Raw genomic sequence first — 20,310 nt, 5'->3', positions numbered from 1 at the left:
GGGGAAACCCGGCTCTATTCAAGCAATCGCGCGCGCCTGCCGTGCGGATAATTTCAGTCGTGAAAGTATCTGTCCATACTCCCGCCGAGCCTCGGTGCGGTTGAGCGGCAGAACGCAAAAGGCTTCCCGGAGAAACCCGACGCATGGATTCGTCAGCCAACTCTTTGATCAACCCCGACGCCCGCATGGGCCTCGCCGGCGCACAGCCCGGCGCGGCGGCGGCGGGCGCCGGTCAGCCCGGCGGTAACGCAGACCTGGGCGGCCTCGGTGGCGGCCTCGGCGGCAATTTCGGCCAGCGCCTGTCGGGCCTCGCGCAAATGCGCGGCAACCCGCGCGCCCCGCTGATTTTCGCGGTGGCGCTGCTTGTGGCCATAGTGGCGGGCCTGTTCCTGTGGTCGCGCGCGCCGGACTACAAGGTGCTCTACAGCAATCTGTCCGATCGCGACGGCGGTGCGATCATCACCGCGCTGCAGCAGGCCAACATTCCGTACAAGTTCTCCGAGTCGGGCGGTGCGATCCTCGTGCCGGCGGAACAGGTGCATGAGATGCGCCTGCGCCTCGCATCGCAAGGCCTGCCGAAGAGCGGCTCGGTCGGCTTCGAACTGATGGACAACCAGAAGTTCGGCATCAGCCAGTTCGCCGAGCAGATCAACTATCAGCGCGCGCTGGAAGGCGAGCTGGAACGCACGATCGAATCCGTTTCGTCGGTCAAGTCGGCCCGCGTGCATCTGGCGATTCCGAAGCCCTCCGTGTTCGTGCGCGACAAGGAAGCGCCGTCGGCGTCGGTGCTCGTCAATCTCTATCCGGGCCGCGCGCTCGACGAAGGCCAGGTGCTGGCGATCACGCACATGGTGTCTTCCGCAGTGCCGGAAATGCCGGTCAAGGGCGTGACCATTCTCGATCAGGACGGCAACCTGTTGACGCAGCCGTCGGTTGCCGGCGGGCTCGATGCGTCGCAACTGAAGTATCGCCAGCAGATCGAACGCAGCACGCAGCAGCGCATCGACGCGATTCTCGCGCCGCTCTTCGGCGCCGGCAATGCGCATTCGCAGGTGAGCGCCGACATCGACTTCTCGCGCACCGAACAGACTTCGGAAAACTACGGCCCGAACGGCAACCCGCAACAGGCGGCGATCCGCAGCCAGCAGTCGAGCACCGCGACCGAAATGTCGCAAGGCGGCGCTTCGGGCGTGCCGGGCGCGCTGTCGAATCAGCCGCCGCAGCCGGCCTCCGCGCCGATCAATGCGCCCAACGGCGCGAGCGGCGGCGTGACGACGACACCCGTCAGCGATCGTAAGGACATGACCACGAACTACGAGCTCGACAAGACCGTGCGTCACCTAGAGCAGCCGATGGGCGGCATCAAGCGTCTGTCGGTGGCGGTGGTGGTCAACTATCTGCGCGTGGTCGACGGCAAGGGTCACGCGACGATGCAGCCGGTCACCGCCGACAAGCTCGCGCAGGTCAACCAGCTCGTGAAGGATGCGATGGGCTTCGACGCGCAGCGCGGCGACTCGGTCAACGTGGTCAACAGCCCGTTCACCGCCGACCTGGACCCGAACGCGGACCTGCCATGGTGGCGCACGCATGACATGTTGGCTCTGTACAAGCAGATCGCGACGTATCTCGGCATCGGCGCCGTAGCCCTGTTCCTCTACTTCGTGATGGTGAAGCCCGCGCTGCGCCGCGCCTTCCCGCCGCCGGAACCGGTCGCCGCCGCGGCGCTGCCGTCGCCGGACGAGCCGATCCTGCTCGACGGCATCCCGAGCGCGGAACGCGCCAACGGCACCGTCGAAATAGATAGCGGCGACAGCGAACTGCTGGCGCTGGAAAACGCGAAACACAAATATGAGCGGAATCTGGAGTTCGCACGCAGCATCGCGCGCCAGGATCCGAAGATCGTTGCAACAGTCGTCAAAAATTGGGTGACCGATGAGCGCTGAAGGCGTAATGAAGAGCGCGCTTCTGCTGATGTCGATCGGCGAGGAAGAAGCCGCGCAAGTGTTCAAGTTCCTTGGACCGCGTGAAGTTCAGAAGATCGGTGTCGCAATGGCCGCCATGAAGGCCGTGACGCGCGACGAGATCGACGTGGTGCTGCACGAGTTCGTGCGCGAGGCGGAAAAGCACACCGGCATGTCGCTCGACTCAAACGAGTACATCCGTTCAGTACTGACGAAGGCGCTCGGCGACGACAAGGCCGGCGCGATCATCGACCGGATCTTGCAAGGCAGCGATACCAGCGGTATCGAGGGCCTGAAGTGGATGGACTCGCCGGCGGTCGCTGAACTGATCAAGAACGAGCACCCGCAGATCATCGCGACGATTCTCGTTCACCTCGACCGCGATCAGGCGTCGGAAATCGTCGCGTGCTTCACGGACCGTCTGCGTAACGACGTGCTGTTGCGAATTGCGACGCTCGACGGCATCCAGCCGGCCGCGCTGCGCGAACTCGACGACGTGCTCACGCATCTGCTGTCGGGTAGCGACAACCTGAAGCGCAGCCCGATGGGCGGCATTCGCACGGCGGCGGAAATTCTCAACTTCATGTCGAGCAACCACGAGGAAGGCGTCATCGAGAACGTCCGCCAGTACGACGCGGAGCTCGCGCAAAAGATCGTCGATCAGATGTTCGTGTTCGAGAACCTGCTCGACCTGGAAGACCGCGCGATCCAGCTGCTGCTGAAGGAAGTCGAATCCGAGGCGCTGATCATCTCGCTGAAGGGCGCGGCACCGGCACTGCGTCAGAAGTTCCTGTCGAACATGTCGCAGCGTGCAGCCGAGCTGCTCGCGGAAGACCTCGACGCGCGCGGCCCGGTTCGCGTCTCCGAAGTCGAGACGCAACAGCGCCGCATCCTGCAGATCGTGCGCAACCTGGCAGAAAGCGGCCAGATCGTGATTGGCGGCAAGGCGGAAGATGCATATGTCTAATCGCAACTCCACGGCAAAGGAAAGCCTCTCGGCCTACCAGCGCTGGGAGATGGCCTCGTTCGATCCGGTGCCGCCGGCGCCGCCCACGTCCGAAATCGACGAAGCGGCTTTCGAAGCCGAGCTCGAGCGCCTGCGCGAAGCCGCGCACGCGCAGGGCATCGCATCCGGCCACGTGGCCGGTCAGGCGCTCGGCTATCAGGCGGGTTACGACCAGGGCCACGCGCAAGGCTTTGAACAGGGCAGAAGCGAAGCGCGCGAGGAAGCTGCGCGACTCGCTGCGCTCGCCGAGACCTTCAAGGCCGCGCTAGACGGCGCGCAAGGCGCCATTTCGGAAACGCTCGTCGCACTCGCGCTCGACATCGCGCAACAGGTGGTGCGCCAGCACGTGCAGCACGACCCGACCGCGCTGATCGCGGCCGCGCGCGAGGTGCTCGCCGCCGAACCGGCGCTGACCGGCGCGCCCGCGTTGATCGTGAGTCCCGCCGATCTGCCGGTGGTCGAAGCGTATCTGATGGAAGAATTGCAAACGCGCGGCTGGACCGTGCGCACCGATCCGGCCGTGGAGCGTGGCGGCTGCCGCGCGCAGGCCGGCAGCGGCGAGGTGGACGCGGGCATCGATACACGCTGGGAACGCGTTGCCGCGGCACTCGGCAGAGTGAGTACATGGTGAAGCCGACGCTCGAGGAAATCCGCGCAAGCGACCTGACGCCGCTCGAACGCGAGCTGGCGCTGGCGTCGTTCGGCGCCGAGGCGCTCGCGGACACGCCGTTCGCGGACGCAGTCTCGACTGCGGCTGACGCGGGTCACGCTCATCCGGTGACGGGCGCGGCCGCGAGCCGCGAGTCGGCACCGGCTGCGGGCGCCGGTATGGGTGCGAGTTCCGCCGCCGCCAAGGCAGCAAGCGCCGCCACGCCTGCTGCGTACGACCCCGCGCTCGACAGCAATCCGCATATGCAAGCCTGGCGCGGCCGGCTCGACGCACTGCGCGCGCGCAACGCGATTGCGAAGCCGATGCGCGCCTGCGGACGCCTGACGCGCGCCGCCGGTCTCGTGCTCGAAGCCGTCGGATTGCGCCTTTCGGTAGGCGCCGAAGTGATGATCGAACTGCCGCCGGGCAGTTCGCTGCCGATGGCGGAAGCGGAAGTTGTCGGCTTCTCCGGCGACAAGCTGTTTCTGATGCCGACTACCGAAGTGATCGGCCTGTTGCCAGGCGCGCGCGTCTACCCGCTCGAAAGCGCGCCGATCGCCGATCCGATGGCGGGCGCGAAGCGTCTGCCGGTCGGCTGGGAACTGCTCGGCCGCGTGCTCGATGCGTCCGGCCGCCCGCTCGACGGACTCGGCCCGCTCGGCGCGCATGCCGATGCGCCGCTGTCCGCGCCGGTCATCAATCCGCTGAACCGCGAGCCGATCCACAAGGTGCTCGACGTCGGCGTGCGCGCGATCAACGCGCTCTTGACCGTGGGACGCGGCCAGCGCATGGGGCTTTTCGCAGGCTCGGGCGTCGGTAAATCAGTGCTGCTCGGCACGATGGCGCGCTACACCAGCGCCGAAGTGATCGTGATCGGACTGATCGGCGAACGCGGCCGCGAAGTGAAGGAATTCATCGAACAGATTCTTGGCGAGGAAGGGCTCGCGCGCTCCGTCGTGATCGCCGCGCCGGCCGACGTCTCACCGCTTTTGCGGATGCAGGCCGCGTCGTACTCGACGTCGCTCGCCGAATATTTCCGCGATCAGGGCAAGCACGTGCTGCTGCTGATGGATTCGCTGACCCGTTACGCGATGGCACAGCGCGAAATCGCGCTGGCCGTCGGCGAGCCGCCCGCGACCAAGGGCTACCCGCCTTCTGTGTTCGCGAAGCTGCCGGCGCTCGTCGAGCGTACCGGCAACGGCCCCGCGGGCGGCGGCTCGATTACCGCGTTCTACACGGTGCTGACCGAAGGCGACGATCAGCAGGACCCGATTGCGGACTCGGCGCGCGCGATTCTCGACGGCCACATCGTGCTGTCGCGCTCGCTCGCGGAAGCCGGCCACTATCCGGCAATCGACATCGAAGCGTCGATTAGCCGGGCAATGACCGCGCTGATCGACGATAACCATCTGGACAAAACGCGTATGTTCAAGCAGATGCTGTCGCGCTATCAGCGCAACCGCGATCTGATCAACGTGGGTGCTTATTCGAGCGGACGCGACGCGTTGCTCGACCGCGCAATCGCGCTGTATCCGCGGATGGAAGCCTTCCTGCAGCAAGGCTTCCGCGAGTGCGCGAACTTTGAACCGAGTGTCGAGATGCTGGACGCGCTGTTTGCCCAAGGAGCCTGAGGATGGCGAAACACTTTCCGATCAAGACGTTGATTGGGCTGGCGCAAGACGATGTCAACGCCGCCGCGCAACGTCTCGGACGCGCTCAGCGCGAGCGCAACGACGTGGAGGCGCAGCTACAGTCGCTCGTGCAGTACCGCGACGAATACCACGCGCGTTTCACGGCGACCGCCCAGGCGGGCATGCCCGCCGGCAACATGCGCAATTTTCAGGCGTTCATCGACACGCTCGACGCCGCCATCGAACAGCAACGCAACCTGCTTGTGACGGCCAATGCGCGAGTCGAGGCGGCCAAGCCCGACTGGCAGCGTCAGAAGCAGAAGCTCGGCTCGTATGAAGTGCTGCAGGCGCGCGGCGAAGCCGCCGAGGCCAAGACCGTGGCGCGGCGCGATCAGCGCGACGCCGACGAACACGCTGCACGAATTCTGAGGATGCGCGCGGAAGGCGCCTGACGCCCGCGCCGCCCTCGACTGACTGAACACCGTACCCTTTGTCGGATTGACCGGACACTTATGTCGCTTCTTTCACAGATCGGCTCGCTGCTAGGTTCTACCAGCGGCACCTCCACCAACGGTTCGAACAGCGCCGCGGCTCGCGCCGCCGCAAGCGCGAAGCCGTTCTCGCAAACCTTGCAGCAAAGCATCAGCCTGCAGAACAGTGTGGCTGCGAACGCGGCTTCAAGCGCGGCTGCAAGCGCGGCTGCGAACTTCAACGCGAGCGCGAACCAATCGGCGCCGACGCCCTCGCCGGCGGATGCGTCGCAGGCGTCGTCGTCGAGCGTGCATGACGCGCCGCCGTCGGACGATTCCGCAACTAAAAGCGCCGACGACGCGAGCAGCGACAGCAAAGACAGCACCGCGACAGACGCAGCGGCGTCTGCGCCGGCGGACAAGCCGCAACAGGCATCGACCGACAAGACCGGGGCCACGCCGCCGAAGTCGGCCAACTCCGCCAGCGCGGCAAGCAACAGCGACGCCAGCACCGCGGCGGCAGCCGCAGCGGCTCAGGCGCAAGCCCAGGCCCAGGCGGATGCGAGCGCTGCCGCCGATGCGGCCAACGTGAACATTCCCGCATCGACGGATGCCGACGCGACCGCGACCGGCGCGGCCACCGACGCCACCACGGTCGGGCTGCCCGGCAAGAAAGCGCCGACCGATCCGAAGTCGCTGCAGGACGCATTGCAAGCGGCTTTGGCGGCGCTCGCGAACGGCCAGGCCGTGGTGCCATCGCAGGCGCTGGCGAGCGGCGCTGCCGCGGCTGCGGCGGCGAACGGACTGGCGAGCGCGAACGCGTCGTTGAACGATACAGACAGCAAGACGCTGGAAGCCGGTCTTTCCGGCGGCGGCAAGGGCTCGGCAGCCGCCCGCGGCGCATTGACGACGACGACCGCGGCGGTGGCTGATCCGACGGCGGCTGCTTCAGTTGCTTCAGCAACGGCGGCGGGCGCGTTAGCATCGGCGGGCGCGGCAGGCGCACAGGCGGACGATCTGGCGGCGTTCAAGAACGCAGCCGACGCGGCGAGCGAGGCGCTGGCCGCGACTCAGGCAGCAGCGAGCGCAGCCAGCGCGACGGCCGCCGTGCAGACGACCGGCAGTGCGGGCGCGGCTGCAGCGGCGAATGCGTTGGGACCGCAGGTCGGCACGACCGACTGGGAGGAAGCGCTGAGCCAGAAGGTAGTGTTCCTGTCGAACGCTCATTCTCAGAGCGCCGAGCTGACGTTGAACCCGAAGGATCTGGGGCCGCTCCAGGTTGTGCTGCAGGTTGCCGATAACCATGCCCACGCGTTGTTTGTTTCGCAGCACCAGCAGGTACGTGAAGCCGTCGAGGCAGCTTTGCCGAAGTTGCGCGAGGCGATGGAAGCGAACGGCATCGGGCTCGGCAGCGCGAGCGTGAGCGATGGGTTTGGGCGCCAGGGTGGGCAGCAGCAGAATGCCGAGTCGGGACGGTCTGGGTCTGGAAGCCGCTTTGCGGCGGCTAGTGGAGGCGGGATGGGCGGTGCGGCTGGCGGCGGCGGGGCGGTGGATGTTGCCGTGCGGCGTACCGTTGGATTGGTCGATACGTTTGCCTGACGGCTTTTTGCTTTTTTGCCGTTCGCGGTGTTGGCCTTTCCTTGAATTCGCGGTGGTCTATTGGCGTTGCCCCTGTGCGGGGCGGCACTTACTTTCTTTGCGGCCGCAAAGAAAGTAAGCAAAGAAAGCGGCTTTACACCGCTAGCTCATAAGTGGGTCCCCTGGCTCGCAGGGGGCAGTGGTGCATCTGGAGTCTGTGCTCTCGCACATTTCGCATCAGTGACAAGGCAGTCATACCTCCCGCCTCGCACTTCGTGCTCGCCGGAAAGGTCCGCTGAGACCACCCGCTCGCGGCTGCGCAGCGGGAGCGATCGGCTTCGTCAACAATGATCGAGCGCCGCGCCCCGCAAGAGTGGCTCCCAAGCAGTCGGTGCGAAACCCCCGATGGTCTAAAGAACGACCGCTGCGGCGCGCGCAGCGTCGCCGGAAGAATGACTGCCTTGTCACCGGCGCCGAATGTGCGAGAGCACAGATTCCAGATGCACCACTACCCCCTCCAAGCCAGGGGACCCACTTATGAGCTAGCGGTGTAAAGCCGCTTTCTTTGCTTACTTTCTTTGCGGCCGCAAAGAAAGTAAGTGCCGCCCCGCACAGGGGCAACGCCAATAGACCACCGCGAATTCAAGGAAAGGCCAAAAAAAGAAGCCCGAAAACCAGGCCAAAACCAAAGTTTCCGGAAAAAAGAACGAAAACAAATCCACAAAACCCATCAGCAAAAAGCACTGCCCCGCCGGGCCAAAAACTAGAGATAGCCCGCATTAACCCTTCTGTTCGACCCATCGCGCCGCAGGCAAATCAACAACAATCACTATCACCAGCACTAACGGCAAGCAAGCAAACCTCATGGCTACCACTCCCGCAAATCAGCAAGCCGCGCCCGCGTCTCCGGGCCCCTTGAAGCGCATCATCCTGATCGCCCTCATCGCTATCGTCGCCGCTGGCGCCGCCGGCGCAGGGGTGTGGTTCTTCATGTCCAAACGCGCTCCGGCCGCCGCCTCCGCAGCTGCGCCGGCCCCGGCTCCCGCTCCCACGTTCTTCCCGCTCGAATCGATGACGGTCAACCTGCAATCGGACGACGGCCAGCAGCACTTCCTGCGCATCGGCCTCACGCTCAAGCTTACCGATGCGAAGACGCCGCAGGAACTCACCGATCACATGCCGGAAATCCGCAGCCGCATCCTGCTTGCGCTGTCGAACCATCATCCGGATGAACTGGCTCCGCTCGAAGGCAAGCACGCGCTTTCCACCGAACTGCGGACGCTGATCGAGCAACCGACCGACAAGGGTGCCGCGCCGATCCATGTCCAGGACGTGTTGTTCACCGAATTCGTCGTGCAGTGACGTCGTTGTGACGCTATCCCGCACTGCCATCATCAACCGTCACGGTATGCACGAGGAATAAGGAATGGGCCACGAAGAGTTCATGTCCCAGGAGGAGGTCGATGCCCTCCTCAAGGGCGTAACCGGCGAGTCCGACTCTGAAGCCGAGCAGAGCGAGCGTGTAGGCGTACGTCCCTACAACATCGCGACGCAGGAACGCATCGTCCGCGGCCGGATGCCCGGCCTCGAAATCATCAACGACCGCTTTGCGCGCCTCTTGCGCGTCGGCATCTTCAACTTCATGCGGCGTTCGGCGGAAATCTCCGTCGGTCCGGTGAAGGTGCAGAAGTACAGCGAGTTCACCCGCAACCTGCCGATCCCGACCAACCTGAACCTGGTCCACGTCAAGCCGTTGCGCGGTACGTCGCTGTTCGTGTTCGATCCGAACCTGGTGTTCTTCGTGGTCGACAACCTGTTCGGCGGCGATGGGCGTTTTCATACCCGAGTCGAAGGTCGCGATTTCACGCAGACCGAGCAGCGCATCATCATGAAGCTGCTCAATCTGACGTTCGAACATTACGCGGCATCGTGGAAAAGCGTGCGTCCGCTGCAGTTCGAGTACATGCGTTCGGAAATGCACACGCAATTCGCCAACGTGGCGACGCCGAACGAAATCGTCATCGTCACGCAGTTCTCGATCGAGTTCGGCACGACGGGCGGCACGCTGCACATCTGCATGCCGTACTCGATGATCGAACCGATCCGCGACATCCTGTCGTCGCCGATCCAGGGCGAGGCGCTCGAAGTCGACCGCCGCTGGGTCCGCGTGCTGTCGCAGCAGGTGCAGGCGGCGGAAGTCGAACTGACGGCCGACCTCGCGCAGGTGCCGATCACGTTCGAACAGATCCTGAACATGCGCAAAGGCGATGTTCTGCCGATCAACATTCCCGAGCACATCACGGCGAAAGTCGACGGCGTGCCGGTGATGGAATGCGGCTACGGAATTTTTAATGGTCAATACGCGTTGCGCGTGCAGAAGATGATCAGCGCAGCCGACACGATGAAGGAAGGTGGATATGAGTGATCTGAACGCAAAGCCCGCGGACGAGTTGACCGCCGCCGCCGCGCAGGTGGCCGCCGACGCGGCGAGCGCGGAAGACGAAGCGGCGCTGGCCGACTGGGCGAGCGCGCTCGCCGAGCAGAACGACAACCCGAGCGAAATCAGCGCCACCACGGCCGGCGTGTTCCAGCCGCTGTCGAAAGTCGCGCCGACCTCAACACGCAACGACATCGAAATGATTCTGGACATTCCTGTCCAGATGACCGTCGAACTCGGCCGCACCAAGCTCGCGATTCGCAACCTGCTGCAACTCGCGCAAGGTTCGGTGGTGGAGCTCGATGGCATGGCCGGCGAACCGATGGACGTGCTCGTCAACGGCTGCCTGATCGCCCAGGGCGAAGTGGTGGTGGTGAACGACAAGTTCGGTATTCGCCTGACCGACATCATCACGCCGTCAGAACGTATCCGGAAGTTGAATCGATGAAAGCAGCAGTCCGCCGCGCCGTGTTCCCTGCGTCGCGCCATGTTCCGAGCCGTGCAGTACGGGCAGTGTTTGCGGCGACGTCGTTGTTTGGCGCGCTATGCGCACCGCTCGCCGCATCTGCGGCCGACATGAATGCGGTCAACAATGCTGCGAAGATCGCGTCCGGTGTCGGCGCGGGCACGGCCGTTCCGGCGCTCGGCGTCGGCGCGGTGTTGCAAACGATCGTCGGCCTGCTTGTCGTGATCGGCCTCGTATTCGGATGCGCGTGGCTTGCACGCCGCTTCGGCTTGCAGCCGGGTAGCCGCAGCGGTCTCGTCAAGACAGTGGGTGGCACGTCGCTCGGCGGCAAGGAGCGCGTCGCGGTGATCGAGATCGGCGATACATGGCTGGTACTCGGCGCGGCGCCTGGCAATGTACGCCTGCTTCATACGATGCCGGCCGGCTCGGTCGCCATCGAAACAGCAGGCAATGCGCAAGCGGGCACGCCCGGCGCAGCAGGCACCACGTTGACCGGCAACTTCGGCCAGCGCTTTCGCGACGCATTGAAAGGCGAAGTGAGCAAACGTTTCAACGGGCAAGGCAACGGGGTTCGGTAATGCAGTTCAGTCTTCAATCGGCGCATTGCGCGCAATCCGCCGGCACCTCGCGCGTCGCCCCGGCAATCCTTCGCGGATTGCGCCGCGCCGCACCTGTCGCGTCGGTTGCATTGCCCGCGCTGCTGCTTGCGCTGCCGTCGCTCTCGTTCGCGCAAGCCGCCGGCTTGCCGGCCTTCAACACGAGCCCTGGCCCGAACGGCGGCACCACGTATTCGTTGAGCGTGCAGACGATGCTGCTGCTCACGATGCTGTCGTTCCTGCCGGCCATGGTGCTGATGATGACGAGCTTCACGCGCATCATCATCGTGTTGTCGCTGCTGCGCCAGGCGCTCGGCACGACCACTACGCCGCCTAACCAGGTGCTCGTCGGTCTCGCACTCTTTCTCACGTTGTTCGTGATGTCGCCTGTGCTCGACAAGGCTTACACCGACGGCTATAAGCCCTTCTCCGAAGGCACGGTTCCGATGGAGCAGGCAGTGAGCCGCGGTCTCGCACCGTTCAAGACGTTCATGCTGCGTCAGACTCGCGAAACCGACCTCGCGCTGTTCGCGCGCATCTCGCACGCCGCGCCGATGCAAGGCCCGGAAGATGTCCCGCTGTCGCTGCTGGTGCCCTCGTTCGTCACCAGTGAACTGAAGACCGGCTTCCAGATCGGCTTCACGATCTTCATTCCGTTTCTCATCATCGACATGGTGGTGGCGAGCGTGCTGATGTCGATGGGCATGATGATGGTGTCGCCGGCAACGATCTCGCTGCCGTTCAAGCTGATGCTGTTCGTGCTCGTCGACGGCTGGCAACTGCTGCTCGGCTCGCTCGCGCAAAGCTTCGTGTGAGTTTGCTCAAGTTTGTCCAGGCGCGCCTTGCGCTCGCCTGGTTCAGGTCTTTCACGTTGTTCAAGCTTCCGGTTGAATCGCCATGAATCCAGAATCCGTCATGACGCTCGCGCACCAGGCCATGTATGTCGGCCTGCTGCTCGCTGCTCCGCTTTTGCTGGTCGCTCTCGTGGTCGGCCTGGTGGTGAGCCTGTTCCAGGCCGCTACGCAGATCAATGAATCAACGCTGTCGTTCATCCCCAAGCTTCTCGCGATTGCGGTCACGATGGTGATCGCAGGCCCGTGGATGCTCACGACCATGCTCGACTACCTGCGCCAGACGCTGACCAATATCCCGACGCTCGTCAACTGAGCGCCGCGTTTTCCTTCGCGCATCGAGCCCCGCCGCCATGTTTTCCGTCACCTACGCGCAACTGAACGCCTGGCTCACCGCGTTTCTGTGGCCGTTCGTGCGGATCCTCGCGCTGGTGGCGACTGCGCCCGTGCTCGGCAACCGCGCGCTGCCGCTGCGTGTGAAGCTCGGCCTGTCCGCTTTCGTCACGATCATCGTCGCCCCGACGCTCGGCGCGCTGCCTCAAGTCACGGTGTTCTCCGCCGAGGGCGTGTGGATCATAGTCAACCAGTTCCTGATCGGCATTGCGCTCGGCATGACGATGCAGATCGTCTTTCAGGCGATCAGTGCGACCGGCGATTTCGTCGGCCTGGGCATGGGCCTCGGCTTCGCGACGTTCTTCGACGCGCAGGCCAGCAGTTCGAGCCAGGTGCTTTCAACCTACATGTACACGATCGCGATGCTGGTGTTCCTCGTGATCGACGGCCATCTTCAGATGATCAGCGCGCTGCTCGCGTCCTTCAATTCGCTGCCCGTGTCGGCGAATATTCTTGGCTCGCCGGGTTGGCGTACGCTCGCCAATTTCGGCAGCACGATTTTCTCTGCGGGACTTTTGCTGTCGTTGCCGGTGGTCGCGGCTCTACTGATCACGAACCTGGCGCTCGGCATTCTGAACCGCGCGGCGCCGCAAATCGGCGTGTTTCAGATCGGCTTTCCGCTGACCATGCTGATCGGCATACTGCTTTTGCAGTTGATGATCCCGAACATGATTCCGTTCTTCACGCGTCTGTTCGCGGTGGGCATCGATCAGATGGGACGAGTTGCGCTGGGGTTCAGATAAGCCAACCGTTCCCGCAACAGACGTCGAAAACAGATTGAAAAACAAAAAGGGCGGAGCCGGTTAAACCGGTCTTCCGCCCTTTGTTCATGTACCGACCGCCCACTCCCCAATCAGTTCAAGTACTGGAACAACGACATATTCTGAATCTTGACGAACGCCTGTTGCGCCGCTTGCAACGCGTTCTGCGCCAACGTGTATTTGCCGACCGTCTTGATCAGGTCTGTCTGCGTCAGATCCGACAGGTTGCTGGCCGTTTGCAGCGTATTGGTCTGCGTGACCGTCTGCAATGCCTTGACCTCCTGTGAGCGGCCGCCCACCGTCGCTTGTGCGGTCGTGACGTTGTTCATCGTGTTCTCAAGCTGCGTCATGCTCGTCGTGAGCGCGCTCTGGTAGCTCGCGGTCGAGGCGCCGCCCGAGATCGGCGATTGCAGCGTGCTGATCAGCTGGCTCAGGTTCGCGAACACGTCCATGCTGCCTTGCGTCGCGGGAGTCACCGAGAAGCTGTCGCCCGCGTTCGGCGCGCCGCTGATCGTCACAGACTGGCCGCCGAGCGTGATCGCCGTGCCCGCCGTGAACGCCTGCGGCCCGCTCGTCGTCACCGCGCCGGTCGCCGGATCGGTCTGGCTCACCGTGTAAGTCGTCGACGACGTAAAGTTGATCGCGTATTTGTCGGCGTTCGTCGGATCGGTCGGGTTGTTCAGGCTCACAGTGCTGATGACGCCCGTACCCGTGTTGCCCGCGGTCGCCGCCGGCACCGCGCTCGTGCCGATAGGCGCGACGCTGCCGAAGATCGAAATGCCGGTGTCGCCGGTCTGCACGACGTGCGAGTCGGTGATCTGCACTGCAGGCGTGCCGGTATCGCCCGAATACGTGACCACACCGGCCGAACTCGTGGTGTATGGCTGCGCGCTGCTCTGATAGCCGGCGAACATGTAGTTGCCCTGCGGATCCGTCGCGTTGGCGAGCGTCATCAACTGGCTGCGCAAGCTTTGCAGTTGCGTCGCGATGGAGCCGCGGTCGCCATTGTTGAGCGAACCGTCGCCGGCGTGCAGCACGAGCGTGTGGATACTTTGCAGCACGTCGGTGACGCTGCCGAGCGTCGTGTCTTCGAGCTGCAGCGACGCAAGCGCCGTGTTCTGGTTGCTCGTGTACTGCGCGAGGCTCGTCGCGGTCGAACTCAACTGCACGGCCTGCGCCGCGCCGAGCGGATTGTCCGACGGCGTCGCGAGGCTCACGCCGCTCGAGATCTGCGCGTAAAGCTGCGACAACTGAGCTTGCTGATCGCTCATCGTCGCCACGTTCATGGTGAAGTACTGCGTGCTGGAGATGCGCATGTTCAACGCCTCACTGGAAGATGCCGAGCAGCGTCTGGAACAGGGTCTGCGCGGTCTGAATGACCTTGCTGTTCGCCTGATAGAGCTGCTGATACTGAAGCAGATTGGCTGCTTCTTCGTTGATGTTGACGCCCGAGACGGACTGCTGCGCGGTGGTGATCTGCGTCACCAGCGAAGCCTGCGCCGTGCTCGAAGTCTGGATCTGATTCGTCTGGTTGCCGATGTCGTTGACGTAGTTCGCGTAGGCGCCCGTCAGCGTGACCGTGCCGCCGTTCATCGATTTCGTCGTCGACAGGTTCGACAGTGCAAGCGCGTTGCGGCCGTCGTTGTTTGCGCCGGTGTTCGGACCGATCGTGAACTTGTCGCCGGCAGCGGGCACGCCGCTGATCGTCACCGACACGTTGTTCATCTGGCCGGCGGTCGGGTTGTTGATCGTCAGACTGGCGCCGTTGCTCGACGAATACGGCACGACGGTCGTCGCGCTCGTGATCGGATAAGTGGTCGCCGGCGAACCCGCGACGGTCACCGTCGAGCCGACCGGGAAGCCGGTGAGACCCGTGCCGTCATACGTCAGCGTGGTCGTCGAGCTCGGCATCGTGTAGCCCGCCGTAACCGTGCCCTTCGAGATGGTGCCGGTGCCGGTGTTGGTCGACGCTGCCGCGCCGAGAACCGGCGCTGCGGCCGCGATCGCCGAGGCGTCCGTCGTCGCGGTCGCAAAGCTGTTCAACGCGCCGCGGGTCGGCTGGACCGTGAACGAGTCACCGGCGTTCATCGTGCCCGTGGTCGAAAAGTTCAGGCCGTTGATCGGCTGGCTCAAATTGGTCGCCGATCCCACCACGCCGCCCGTCGAATTGTCGGTCAACGTGTAGGTGGTGCCGTTGAAGGCGAGCGTGTAGTCGCCAGTGGTCGGCTGTGCGGAATTCGCGAACGACACGTTGAGCGACGCATTGCCGGTGTTCTGCGTGTTCGCATAGACGGTCGGACCGCCTACCGAGAACAGCGCGCCGCCCTGCACGCCCGCGAGCGTGATGCCGAGCGCATTCTGCGCGTTGACTTGCGAGGCGAAGCTCACGGCAATCGCGCCGAGTTGCGCTTCTGCCGGATCGAGCGTCTGGCTGCGGAACGCGACGAGGCCGCCGAGCGTGCCGCCCTCGATCTTGCTGTCGGGCAGGTCTTGCGGGGCGGCGGCAGGATTCGCGCCGGCCTGGCCGAGATACTGTACGGACAGTTCGCTGGAATCGCCCTTCGAAGGCGTGGTACCCAGATTGAAGCTGTTGCCGCCCGACACGAGCGGCTGGCCGTTGCTCATGAAGACGCCATAGCTGCCGTTGCTGTTCACCACTTGCACGCCGATTAGTTGCGACAGATTCGACACGGCGAGATCGCGCTGATCGAGCAACTGGTTCGGCGGCTGGCCTTGCGTGCTCGCGGCGGAAATCTGGCCGTTCAACTGCGCGATCTGCTTCGTGTAGTCGTTGATCTGTGAAACGGTGTTGGTCAGTTGCGTATTGACGCTTTGGCGCAACGCGTCATATTGCTGGCCGGCGGCGTTGATCTGGTTCGCGAGCGTCTGCGCGCCGCTCATCGCCGTCTGGCGCGTGGAGAGGCTCGAAGCGCTGTTCGCGACGTTCTGCATGCCCGTGAAATAGCTCGTGACCGCGCTCGCAATGCCGGCAGTCGGGCTGCCGATCAGATTGTTCAGTTGCGAGATCAGCGTGTTGTAGGTCGCGAGCGAGCTGCTGGACGACTGCGCGTTATTCAGCTGGGTCGTCAGATACTGGCTGTACTGGCGCGTGACCGTGACGGTCGAGACGCCCTGCGGCAGATAGCCGGAACCAGTGTACTGGCCACCCGTTTCCGCGAAGACCGGCGTTTCAATGGTATAGCCGGGCGTCGACGCGTTGCTGATGTTCTGGCCGGTCGTCGTGAGTCCCCACTGGGCTGCATTCAGTCCACTGAGGCCGAGATTGATGAGATTGGACATGCGTCATCCTGAAGGGCGACACCACACATGCCGCCGCGTTGCTTGAACTTAGTGTTTAACGGCTTTCGCGACGGAAAATTGAGGCCATTCACGACGCTTGCGAGAGTTTGTTTCAACGTTTGCGAGGCCGATGCGCCGGGCCTTCGCCGGCGCGTCATGTCTGGTCCGCGCGCTGTCAGCGAACCAGCGAACGGCGCTTCATTTCGAGCTGCGTGATGAGACGCTGCAGCGTGTTCTCCGCGTTGCCCGGCAGCGTCAGAAAGCGGAAACCCAGCTGATACCGCTGCGTGCCGTTGGGCAGCGCGAGCGAGCGATGCGACACGAGCTGCAGATCGAGCGAGAGGCGGCCCAGTCCGCCGAGCGACAATTCGCAATCGTCGAGACGCGTGCCCATGGGCAGCTCGGCGACGCGTTCGTCGGAAGTGCGCATGCCGACGCCGCCCAGCGAGAGGTCGTGCACCTCGAAGCGGAAGGTATCGCCTTCCGGCAGACGGCCGCTGCACACGTACGGATCGAGAATCGGTGCGTCGACGCGGAAATACTCACGGCGTTGCACGTAGAAGAGCACTTGCGGAAAGTCGGCTTCGAATGCCGGCATTCCCTCGAAACGCGTTTCGCGCGGCGTGCCGGTGACGAACTCCATGCGCACGCCTTCGGGGGCCGCGTGGAACTGACAGCTCGACGCCGCAAGCAGACCGCGGTTCTGATCGGATAACGCGCCCCAGTCGAACGTGAAGGTGCGTCCGCGCACGTCGACGTCGAGCAGGCGCGTAACGAGTTGGCCGCCCGCATATTGAACGGTGAGGAAATCGCCCCGATTGACGAGGTTGCGCAATTGAACGCCGATTTCGAGCGGATTGCGGCGGCCAAAATCGTGCGCACTGTCGTCCAGCGGAACGTGCGGCTGAAGCGTGTCGGTTTGGCCGTTCGACTGATTGGTTTCCATGGGCTTGCCGGTATGCATGTTCTTGCGGGCACGTGCCAGAGCTCCTGACGGGGCTTTCACGCGGTCTTTCATTCCCGGCCGCGGCACGCACATTCAACCGGACATTAACGCTTCCGGTATGGGGTCTAACGGATTAGCGGCAGTATCGAGCCAAAATTTAGGGGCGACTAATAATATATTTAGAATAATCACTCGCAAACGTTAAAGCCCCGGTAACTCGCCGATAACGCGTCTGTAAATCGCCCACTGTCTCCTGGCCGCGTGTTTGTTGCTTGTACGTCCTTTGTTCGCCGCGCCCGGCAAAACCGCCTGTCGCGGCCAATCGCCGTCGACCGGTCGCATTGACGCCCGCTCAGCCCATCTTTTGCATAATGGACATCAGCTTCTTCGCGTAATGCGGGTCGGTTGCATAACCGGCGCGCTGCATGCCGTTCGCAAATCCCTTCACGTCGTGCGCAGAATTGATGACCTGCGCGTAACGCGGATTGCCCTTCAGCATGCTCGCATAATCGGTCATGGCTTCCTGATACGAGTCGTATGCGCGGAATTTCTCGACCACGCGCTGCGGCTTGCCGTTCACATATTCGGTAGTGAGCGTGGAAACCGTCTTGCCGGTCCAGTCCTTGGTCGCCTTGATGCCGAACACGTTGTGGCTCGTGCTGCCGTCAGCCTTCTTGATCTCGCTCTTGCCCCAGCCCGATTCCAGCGCGGCCTGGCCGATGATGAAGCGCGCCGGAATGCCGGTCGCCGCGCTGGCCGCCTGCGCCGGAGCCGCGAGCTTGTCGACGAAAGCGTCCACCTTCGGCGAGCTGCCGTCACCCTTCAACGGCGGCGTCAGCGCGCTATTGGCCGAGTAGCCCTTGCCCATCGCGAGCTGGCCGTTGGCTTGCGCATTGCCGTAGGCCTTGGCAAGCGCGTTGAGCGCCGCAGTCTGGCCTTCGTCCCCGCCGCTGCCGCCGCCGAGCGCGTTGGCCATGCCGGCCAGACCGCCGGCGCCGCCTGCTCCATTCGGGCCGCTCACCTGCATGCCCTGGTTGCGCATCAACTGCTTGAGCATCGCATCGGCCACACCGATGCCCTTCTGCGACATCTGCTGCGACAACTGCTGATCCATCATCGACGTAAACGTCGCGCTGTCGTGCGAGTCGAACGGGCCGTCCTGCGGCGTCGCATCGCGCATGCTCTTCAGCATCATCTGCGTGAAGACCGCGTCGAACTGCTGCGCGGCTACCTTCATGCCGGCTTGCGGCGACGCCTTCGCCTGCGCGCTCAGCTTCGCGAAACCCTGCACGTCGAGCGCGAAGCGCTGGCTAAGATCGTTTGCCGCCGCGGCGGAATTGGTCGTATCCGAATTCATCTGCTGTGTTCCTTAGATGATTTCCAGGTCGGCGCGCAAAGAGCCCGCCGCTTTCATCGCCTGCAGGATCGACATCAGATCCGCGGGCGTCGCACCCAATGCGTTGAGCGCCTTCACCACGTCGGCGAGATTCGCACCGGCGGTCACGAGCTTCAACGCGCCGTTGTCCTGCTTCATCTGAATCTGCGACTGTTTCGCCACCACCGTCTGGCCATTCGAGAACGCGCCCGGCTGGCTCACCACCGGCTGCGTGTTGATCACGACCGACAGGTTGCCGTGTGCGACCGCGCAGTTCTGCAGCGTGACCATCTGGTTCATCACGATCGAACCGGTGCGCGCGTTCAGGATCACCTTCGCTGCGGCCTGCGCCGGTTTCACGTCGAGATTCTGCAATTGCGCCATGAAGGCGACCTGCTGCTCCGGGTCAGCCGGCGCGCGCAGTTGAATCGTGCGGCCGTCGAGCGCCGTGGCCGTGCCGCCGCCGAATGCATTGTTCACTGCCGCCACCACGCGCTGCGTCGTGTCGTAGTCCATTTCGTTCAGATCGAGTTGCATCGTGCCGGCTTGCGACACCGAGGTCGGCACCGCACGTTCGACGATCGCGCCGCCGGCGATACGGCCGGCAGCGAGCGTATTGACCTGCACCTTGCTGCCGTTGGCGCTCGCGCCGGCGCCGCCGACCGCGAGATTGCCCTGGCCGAGTGCGTACACCTGGCCGTCGGCGCCCTTGAGCGGCGTGAGCAGCAGCGTGCCGCCTCGCAGGCTCTTCGCATTGCCGAGCGACGACACCGTCACGTCGATCTGTTCACCCGGGCGTGCGAACGGTGGCAGCACCGCCGTCACCATCACCGCGGCGACGTTCTTCAACTGGACGTTCGACAGCGACGATTGCGAGTTGCTCGAACCGGCCGCCTGGTTGTTGATCGAGATGCCGAGGTTCGCCAGCATGTTGGCGAGCGTCTGCGTGGTGAACGGGGTCTGCGTGGTCTGGTCGCCCGTACCGTCGAGACCGACGACGAGGCCGTAGCCGATCAGCGGATTGTCACGCACGCCCTGGATCTGCACGAGGTCCTTCAGGCGCTCGGCGTGAGCGGGCGTCGCCGCCGGCAGCGCCGCGCAGGCGAGCGCGACGAAAGCCAGCACCCGGCCGATCCGGCCGGCACGCGCGAGGAAGCGGAATGAAACAGTACGCATGATCACCACGGCGACACGTTGAGGAAGAAGCGTTGCAGCCAGCCCATGTTTTCGGCCTCGTCGAGATAGCCCTTCGCGGAATACTCGATCTTTGCGTCGGCCACCTGCGTGGAGTACACGGCATTCAGACTGGAGATCGTGTTCGGATTCACCACGCCGGAGAAGCGCACGAACTCGTTGCCCTGATTGATGAGCATCTGCTTTTCGCCGCTGACCATCAGGTTGCCGTTCGGCAGCACACCGGTCACCGTCACGGTGATCGTGCCGTTGAATGTGTTCGACGCGTTGGCGCCGCCGGTGCCGCTGAACACGTTCGCGCCGTTGGCGCTGAGACTCGCCTTGCCGAACAGTCCGGCAAGGAAGCCCGCCGTCGGCACGGCCAGATTGGTGCTGCCCGAGCGGTTTGAATTGGCACCAGAGGACTTCGTCGCGTTGACGTTTTCCTGAATCACGATGGTCAGGATGTCGCCGACATTGCGCGGACGCTGATCTTCGAACAACGGCCGGCCCGCGTAACCCGGGTTGTAGATCGAGCCTGGCGACTGTGCTTGCGGCGGCATCGGCGGCAGCGCCGTCATTGGCTGCTGCGTGATCGGCTGCTTCGGCACGAGCCCGCAACCGCCGAGCGCGACGAGCAGCGTGAGCTGCGCGAGCGCGACGGCAGTACGCGAATGAACCGGATTACGAGTGAAGTGCGACATCTTGATTACCGCC

General features: G+C 64.0%; 19 protein-coding genes. 13 read left to right on the top strand and 6 right to left on the bottom strand.

Annotated features, from left to right (window positions below):
• Positions 1-143: 143 nt before the first annotated feature.
• The 13 genes from fliF to fliR all read left to right on the top strand — a co-directional run bounded on the left by fliF (position 144) and on the right by fliR (position 12,781).
• Positions 144-1,943 (top strand): flagellar basal-body MS-ring/collar protein FliF, encoded by a 1,800-nt coding sequence (gene fliF / locus JMY24_RS21550; RefSeq protein WP_201702861.1) that lies wholly within the window; start codon positions 144-146, stop codon positions 1,941-1,943.
• A complete protein-coding gene (gene fliG / locus JMY24_RS21545) occupies positions 1,933-2,928 on the top strand; it encodes a flagellar motor switch protein FliG (RefSeq protein WP_128592554.1) in 996 nt (331 codons plus the stop codon). Before fliF ends, fliG begins: the two co-directional genes overlap by 11 nt.
• Complete coding sequence (gene fliH / locus JMY24_RS21540) at positions 2,915-3,598, top strand: flagellar assembly protein FliH (protein WP_201702860.1); 684 nt, start codon at positions 2,915-2,917, stop codon at positions 3,596-3,598. The genes fliG and fliH overlap by 14 nt, the downstream gene beginning before the upstream one ends.
• Positions 3,592-5,247 carry a flagellar protein export ATPase FliI gene (gene fliI / locus JMY24_RS21535; RefSeq protein WP_201702859.1) on the top strand — a complete coding sequence of 552 codons (1,656 nt, stop codon included), beginning with the start codon at positions 3,592-3,594 and terminating at the stop codon, positions 5,245-5,247. The genes fliH and fliI overlap by 7 nt, the downstream gene beginning before the upstream one ends.
• A 2-nt stretch (positions 5,248-5,249) precedes the next feature.
• On the top strand, positions 5,250-5,699 hold the full coding sequence (gene fliJ / locus JMY24_RS21530; RefSeq protein WP_128592340.1) for a flagellar export protein FliJ: 450 nt from the start codon (positions 5,250-5,252) through the stop codon (positions 5,697-5,699).
• Positions 5,700-5,759: 60 nt separating this feature from the next.
• The gene (locus JMY24_RS21525) at positions 5,760-7,316 is read left to right on the top strand and encodes a flagellar hook-length control protein FliK (RefSeq protein ID WP_201702858.1); all 1,557 of its coding nucleotides are present in this window, start codon (positions 5,760-5,762) and stop codon (positions 7,314-7,316) included.
• Between the two features lie 843 nt (positions 7,317-8,159).
• Positions 8,160-8,657: a flagellar basal body-associated protein FliL gene (gene fliL / locus JMY24_RS21520; RefSeq protein WP_128592515.1), complete on the top strand. Its 498-nt coding sequence runs from the start codon at positions 8,160-8,162 to the stop codon at positions 8,655-8,657.
• 64 nt (positions 8,658-8,721) lie between these two features.
• Entirely contained in the window at positions 8,722-9,720 is a 999-nt protein-coding gene (gene fliM / locus JMY24_RS21515; protein ID WP_020070762.1) for a flagellar motor switch protein FliM, read from the top strand.
• Entirely contained in the window at positions 9,713-10,180 is a 468-nt protein-coding gene (fliN, locus tag JMY24_RS21510; RefSeq protein WP_201702856.1) for a flagellar motor switch protein FliN, read from the top strand. The genes fliM and fliN overlap by 8 nt, the downstream gene beginning before the upstream one ends.
• A complete protein-coding gene (fliO, locus tag JMY24_RS21505) occupies positions 10,177-10,776 on the top strand; it encodes a flagellar biosynthetic protein FliO (protein ID WP_128595988.1) in 600 nt (199 codons plus the stop codon). Before fliN ends, fliO begins: the two co-directional genes overlap by 4 nt.
• On the top strand, positions 10,776-11,609 hold the full coding sequence (gene fliP / locus JMY24_RS21500) for a flagellar type III secretion system pore protein FliP (protein ID WP_128589893.1): 834 nt from the start codon (positions 10,776-10,778) through the stop codon (positions 11,607-11,609). The genes fliO and fliP overlap by 1 nt, the downstream gene beginning before the upstream one ends.
• 82 nt (positions 11,610-11,691) lie before the next feature.
• Positions 11,692-11,961: a flagellar biosynthesis protein FliQ gene (gene fliQ, locus JMY24_RS21495; RefSeq protein ID WP_128589891.1), complete on the top strand. Its 270-nt coding sequence runs from the start codon at positions 11,692-11,694 to the stop codon at positions 11,959-11,961.
• Positions 11,962-11,998: 37 nt separating this feature from the next.
• A complete protein-coding gene (gene fliR / locus JMY24_RS21490) occupies positions 11,999-12,781 on the top strand; it encodes a flagellar biosynthetic protein FliR (protein ID WP_128595989.1) in 783 nt (260 codons plus the stop codon).
• Positions 12,782-12,891: 110 nt separating this feature from the next.
• On the opposite strand, the gene flgL is transcribed toward fliR, so the two are convergent.
• The 6 genes from flgL to flgH form a co-directional block, all read right to left on the bottom strand.
• Positions 12,892-14,115, bottom strand: a complete 1,224-nt coding sequence (flgL, locus tag JMY24_RS21485) for a flagellar hook-associated protein FlgL (protein ID WP_128589886.1) — start codon at positions 14,113-14,115, stop codon at positions 12,892-12,894.
• Between the two features lie 10 nt (positions 14,116-14,125).
• Positions 14,126-16,099 (bottom strand): flagellar hook-associated protein FlgK, encoded by a 1,974-nt coding sequence (flgK, locus tag JMY24_RS21480; protein WP_128595990.1) that lies wholly within the window; start codon positions 16,097-16,099, stop codon positions 14,126-14,128.
• Between the two features lie 175 nt (positions 16,100-16,274).
• Complete coding sequence (locus JMY24_RS21475; RefSeq protein ID WP_201702886.1) at positions 16,275-17,045, bottom strand: flagellar brake protein; 771 nt, start codon at positions 17,043-17,045, stop codon at positions 16,275-16,277.
• Between the two features lie 352 nt (positions 17,046-17,397).
• On the bottom strand, positions 17,398-18,402 hold the full coding sequence (gene flgJ, locus JMY24_RS21470; protein WP_110405353.1) for a flagellar assembly peptidoglycan hydrolase FlgJ: 1,005 nt from the start codon (positions 18,400-18,402) through the stop codon (positions 17,398-17,400).
• Between the two features lie 12 nt (positions 18,403-18,414).
• The gene (locus JMY24_RS21465; RefSeq protein ID WP_201702854.1) at positions 18,415-19,596 is read right to left on the bottom strand and encodes a flagellar basal body P-ring protein FlgI; all 1,182 of its coding nucleotides are present in this window, start codon (positions 19,594-19,596) and stop codon (positions 18,415-18,417) included.
• A gap of 2 nt (positions 19,597-19,598) precedes the next feature.
• Positions 19,599-20,297, bottom strand: coding sequence for a flagellar basal body L-ring protein FlgH (gene flgH / locus JMY24_RS21460; RefSeq protein ID WP_128592219.1), 699 nt, complete (start codon positions 20,295-20,297; stop codon positions 19,599-19,601).
• Positions 20,298-20,310 lie beyond the last annotated feature (13 nt).

It is taken from the genome of Paraburkholderia kirstenboschensis (assembly GCF_904848585.1).
GTDB lineage: Bacteria > Pseudomonadota > Gammaproteobacteria > Burkholderiales > Burkholderiaceae > Paraburkholderia > Paraburkholderia kirstenboschensis.
Note: the sequence above shows the minus strand (reverse complement) of the source record. Positions and strands in the feature narration are given on the sequence as shown.

Coding starts and splice junctions, on each gene's coding strand:
- fliN (WP_201702856.1), top strand. CDS start 9,713: ATGAGTGATCTGAACGCAAAGCCCGCGGACGAGTTGACCGCCGCCGCC.
- fliO (WP_128595988.1), top strand. CDS start 10,177: ATGAAAGCAGCAGTCCGCCGCGCCGTGTTCCCTGCGTCGCGCCATGTT.
- fliI (WP_201702859.1), top strand. CDS start 3,592: ATGGTGAAGCCGACGCTCGAGGAAATCCGCGCAAGCGACCTGACGCCG.
- JMY24_RS21465 (WP_201702854.1), bottom strand. CDS start 19,596: ATGCGTACTGTTTCATTCCGCTTCCTCGCGCGTGCCGGCCGGATCGGC.
- fliR (WP_128595989.1), top strand. CDS start 11,999: ATGTTTTCCGTCACCTACGCGCAACTGAACGCCTGGCTCACCGCGTTT.
- flgJ (WP_110405353.1), bottom strand. CDS start 18,402: ATGAATTCGGATACGACCAATTCCGCCGCGGCGGCAAACGATCTTAGC.
- JMY24_RS21475 (WP_201702886.1), bottom strand. CDS start 17,045: ATGGAAACCAATCAGTCGAACGGCCAAACCGACACGCTTCAGCCGCAC.
- flgL (WP_128589886.1), bottom strand. CDS start 14,115: ATGCGCATCTCCAGCACGCAGTACTTCACCATGAACGTGGCGACGATG.
- fliL (WP_128592515.1), top strand. CDS start 8,160: ATGGCTACCACTCCCGCAAATCAGCAAGCCGCGCCCGCGTCTCCGGGC.
- fliH (WP_201702860.1), top strand. CDS start 2,915: ATGCATATGTCTAATCGCAACTCCACGGCAAAGGAAAGCCTCTCGGCC.
- flgH (WP_128592219.1), bottom strand. CDS start 20,297: ATGTCGCACTTCACTCGTAATCCGGTTCATTCGCGTACTGCCGTCGCG.
- fliJ (WP_128592340.1), top strand. CDS start 5,250: ATGGCGAAACACTTTCCGATCAAGACGTTGATTGGGCTGGCGCAAGAC.
- JMY24_RS21525 (WP_201702858.1), top strand. CDS start 5,760: ATGTCGCTTCTTTCACAGATCGGCTCGCTGCTAGGTTCTACCAGCGGC.
- fliG (WP_128592554.1), top strand. CDS start 1,933: ATGAGCGCTGAAGGCGTAATGAAGAGCGCGCTTCTGCTGATGTCGATC.
- fliQ (WP_128589891.1), top strand. CDS start 11,692: ATGAATCCAGAATCCGTCATGACGCTCGCGCACCAGGCCATGTATGTC.
- fliF (WP_201702861.1), top strand. CDS start 144: ATGGATTCGTCAGCCAACTCTTTGATCAACCCCGACGCCCGCATGGGC.
- fliM (WP_020070762.1), top strand. CDS start 8,722: ATGGGCCACGAAGAGTTCATGTCCCAGGAGGAGGTCGATGCCCTCCTC.
- fliP (WP_128589893.1), top strand. CDS start 10,776: ATGCAGTTCAGTCTTCAATCGGCGCATTGCGCGCAATCCGCCGGCACC.
- flgK (WP_128595990.1), bottom strand. CDS start 16,099: ATGTCCAATCTCATCAATCTCGGCCTCAGTGGACTGAATGCAGCCCAG.